The following is a 2,248-nucleotide window of genomic DNA, read 5'->3' as shown; positions in this document are numbered from 1 at the left end:
GTCCGGCACGAAGTTAGAAGAGGGTTCGGAGAGGCATTTCAGTTTCAATGAAGTAGTAGCAGCCGGACACATCCGCACCACCTAACCGCGTCGCGGCCGCCCTTCGGGCTTAAGGTGGTGGGACGTCGTGAATACAATAACGTTATATGAAATTACTTCGAAATATTAAACTGCTTAATAACAAACAACTATAGGAGTAATAAATATGTTTGAAAACTTTGATTTCAAACCCGGAATTGTTAAATTCAACTCTTATAAATTAAGTCCTGAAGATATGACTGATATTAAATGGTTAAGTGAAGATATGTTTCAGGTCGAATATCCAAATGGATACGTAGTTGATGTCGGCTGGTATGGCAGATTTTCAACTCTTAACGGCATATTTATTATTTATATTATCAAGAATACAGAATGGGGCAACCCAGTATTCAAAGAAGAATATCGATCAGTAACTGAATTGTATGAAGGAATGAAAATAGCAATTCATAAAGTAAACCAGTTAATAAAGCAATAAATAGATAGAATGTAAATCAAAGATGGCAGTAACTTCATATAACACCATATTCACGCATCGGGCATTCGCCCTCGCTCCGGCAGGAGTTAGGAGTGGATTCGGGAGGCATTTTCAGTATCAGGGGAGTAGAATCAACCGGACACACCCGCACCACCTAACCGCATCGCGGCCGGTCCCGTTGGGACCTTAAGGTGGTGGGGCGTCGTGAATACGAGAACGTTATGTGAAAGATGGGCAAATCCAATAAAAGCACTTTGAGGGGTTAATATGAAGCTTAAAGGGACAATTACGGAAGAAGCTTATAGGGAAGAGCTTCTTCGTTCTCATAATTACATTTTTAATTCAATTGAAGGGCAGTATCTTCATAGAACACTTTCGCAAGAATTTAAGAAAATTAAAACTGCTTATATTTTGTATTGGACTCCTGAACAAGGAGAAGATTTATTTACAATATTGGTTGATGGAAATACAGTTGCTTTTATAGAAATCGAAGAAATAATCAAAAAGAAATGGTTATTCAAGAAAATAAAAAATCATAAAATTACTAGTTTAAGTACTTGTTCAGTCAAGGATTTCACCAAAGGCTTAAGCAAAACAAATCAAATCAAATTAGAAGTAGCATTAGACTTAAGTAATAGAGAATTTGAACGTAAGAGATAATTGTAAGTAACTCAGGAAGGCCCATCCATCACATAACACCATATTCACGCATCGGGCATTCGCCCTCGGTCCGGCACGAAGTTAGAAGAGGAACCGACGAGGAATTTCAGTAGCAGTGAAGCTTAATCAACCGGACACATCCCACCACCTAACCGCATCGCGGCCGCCCTTCGGGCTTAAGGTGGTGGGACGTCGTGAATACAACAACGTTATGCGTAATTACTGCAGATCAGAAATACAAAAATCTCAAAATAAAGGTGATTCTATGTGGCCACTTGGACAATATGAAAGAATGGTTCATGAAATTAAGAGACGCGAGAATAACGATATACCAGTAACGTTTGGACTACTAGTTGCGGACTTCCATCAACATAGATGCAAAGAGTACATTTTAAATTACATAAATACTTTTAATTACAAATCAGATGAATATATTAATTTTTATTTGCCGGGATATTTGGAAGAAGACTTATATAATCAAAATGATAAAATAACAATAAATAAAATAGATTACTTCTTTAATAGAGACATATATCTAGATTTTCTTAGTAACATAGAATCAGATTTTGGAATAGATTTCCCATACAATCCAGTGCTTATTCTTATGGAATATAATAGGGGGAATTTTATTAAGTCAAAAAAGATAACAATTGAGCTAGATTCAAACGGATCTGATATTAAGCAAGTCGGTGAAATGTTCGAAGAAATTTTTAGAATAGCTAAAGAATTTGTTTCCATTGAAGATTTCTCAAATCTCTAATGGTATCTGAATTTAAGGCCGGTCTTTTAGATAAGATTGTTGAAGGAATTGACCTCAGTTACATAACAGTAATTTATAACAAAGCAAAAGAAGTTAGTAAATACAAGATCAAGAAAGCAAATTAACAAGTAAGGTGTAGAGAATTCAAGGTAGGCAGTAACTACGTATAACACCAGATTCACGCATCGGGCATTCGCCCTCGGTCCGGCACGAAGTTAGAAGAGGGTTCGGAGAGGCATTTCAGTTTCAATGAAGTAGTAGCAGCCGGACACATCCGCACCACCTAACCGCGTCGCGGCCGCCCTTCGGGCTTA

3 protein-coding genes are annotated in these 2,248 nt (G+C 37.5%); all 3 read left to right on the top strand.

From position 1 onward, the window contains the following. The first annotated feature begins 205 nt into the window (after nucleotides 1-205). The 3 genes from AC1DF0_RS31880 to AC1DF0_RS31870 all read left to right on the top strand — a co-directional run bounded on the left by AC1DF0_RS31880 (nucleotide 206) and on the right by AC1DF0_RS31870 (nucleotide 1,934). A complete protein-coding gene (locus tag AC1DF0_RS31880; protein WP_477577558.1) occupies nucleotides 206-514 on the top strand; it encodes a hypothetical protein in 309 nt (102 codons plus the stop codon). A 267-nt stretch (nucleotides 515-781) separates the two neighbouring features. After that, nucleotides 782-1,174 (top strand): hypothetical protein, encoded by a 393-nt coding sequence (locus AC1DF0_RS31875; RefSeq protein WP_477577556.1) that lies wholly within the window; start codon nucleotides 782-784, stop codon nucleotides 1,172-1,174. A 115-nt stretch (nucleotides 1,175-1,289) separates the two neighbouring features. Then, the gene (locus AC1DF0_RS31870) at nucleotides 1,290-1,934 is read left to right on the top strand and encodes a hypothetical protein (RefSeq protein WP_477577554.1); all 645 of its coding nucleotides are present in this window, start codon (nucleotides 1,290-1,292) and stop codon (nucleotides 1,932-1,934) included. Nucleotides 1,935-2,248: the final 314 nt, after the last annotated feature.

This window comes from Paenibacillus sp. 05T425 (genome assembly GCF_056396205.1).
This window is presented reverse-complemented; position numbering and strand designations above follow the sequence as displayed.